Source organism: Domibacillus tundrae, assembly GCF_000970675.1.
In the GTDB taxonomy this organism is placed as follows: domain Bacteria; phylum Bacillota; class Bacilli; order Bacillales; family Domibacillaceae; genus Domibacillus; species Domibacillus tundrae.
On record NZ_LAJA01000036.1, the window covers coordinates 1 to 1,050 of the forward strand.

Below are 1,050 nucleotides of genomic sequence, written 5' to 3' on the forward strand. Positions count from 1 at the left end.
ATTGAAAATCGAAGGATTGGAGGTGTGAATTAATGTCAGTCAATAAAGCGTATAAATTTCGTTTGTATCCAAATAAAGAACAAGAAATATTAATTGCCAAAACAATTGGATCGAGTCGCTTTGTATTCAATCGTTTTTTATCGTTGTGGAACGAAAGATTTCAAACGACTGGAAAAGGTCTTTCTTACAGTGCTTGCTCCAACCAGCTTACGAGTTTAAAAAAAGAATTGATCTGGCTGAAAGAAGTCGATGCCCATGCTTTGCAGTCCTCTTTAAAAAACCTTTCGGATTCCTTTGATCGTTTTTTCAAGAAACAGAACGATGCTCCGCGTTTTAAAAATAAACGAAACAAAGTCCAATCTTACACGACCAATATTGAAAAGAAAAATCAGCAGCCAGACGTCAGTATCTCCGGGAACCGTTTAAAGCTGCCGAAACTGGGCTGGGTTCGTTTTGTGAACAGCCGCAAAGTAGAAGGTCGTATTCTGAATGCAACGGTGCGAAAAAACCCTTCTGGAAAATACTTTGTTTCTCTTCTTGTTGAAACGGAAGTAAAAGAGAAGGAAAAAACAGGTTCTACTGTTGGTATAGACGTTGGTTTGAAAGACTTCGCCATTCTTTCGAATGGACAAGTGTACAAAAACCCTAAGTTTTTCCGCAAATTAGAAGAAAAACTGGTGAAAGCACAACGCATTCTTTCCCGACGTCAACGCCTCGCAATTCAGCAGAAAAGACCGTTATCAGAAGCAAAAAATGTGCAAAAACAACGAATCAAAGTGGCACGTATCCATGAACAAATTGCAAATGCACGTACTGATTACTTGCAGAAAATCACAACCGAAATCATTAAAAACCACGATGTGATCGGGATTGAGGATCTAAAAGTATCCAACATGTTGAAAAACCGTAAATTAGCCAAAGCAATCAGCGAAGTTTCCTGGTCCGAGTTCCGTACAATGTTGGAATACAAAGCGACATGGTATGACAAACAGGTCATTGCCGTTGATCCACACTGCACTTCTCAGAAGTGCCATTCATGCGGTCATACAG

The 1,050-nt window shown here is 39.5% G+C and carries 1 protein-coding gene; it reads left to right on the forward strand.

The window, feature by feature from the left end; genetic code table 11:
• Positions 1 to 32: 32 nt before the first annotated feature.
• Positions 33 to 1,050: IS200/IS605 family element RNA-guided endonuclease TnpB (gene tnpB, locus VQ00_RS16990; RefSeq protein ID WP_046181318.1), on the forward strand; the 1,018-nt coding region annotated here is incomplete at its 3' end.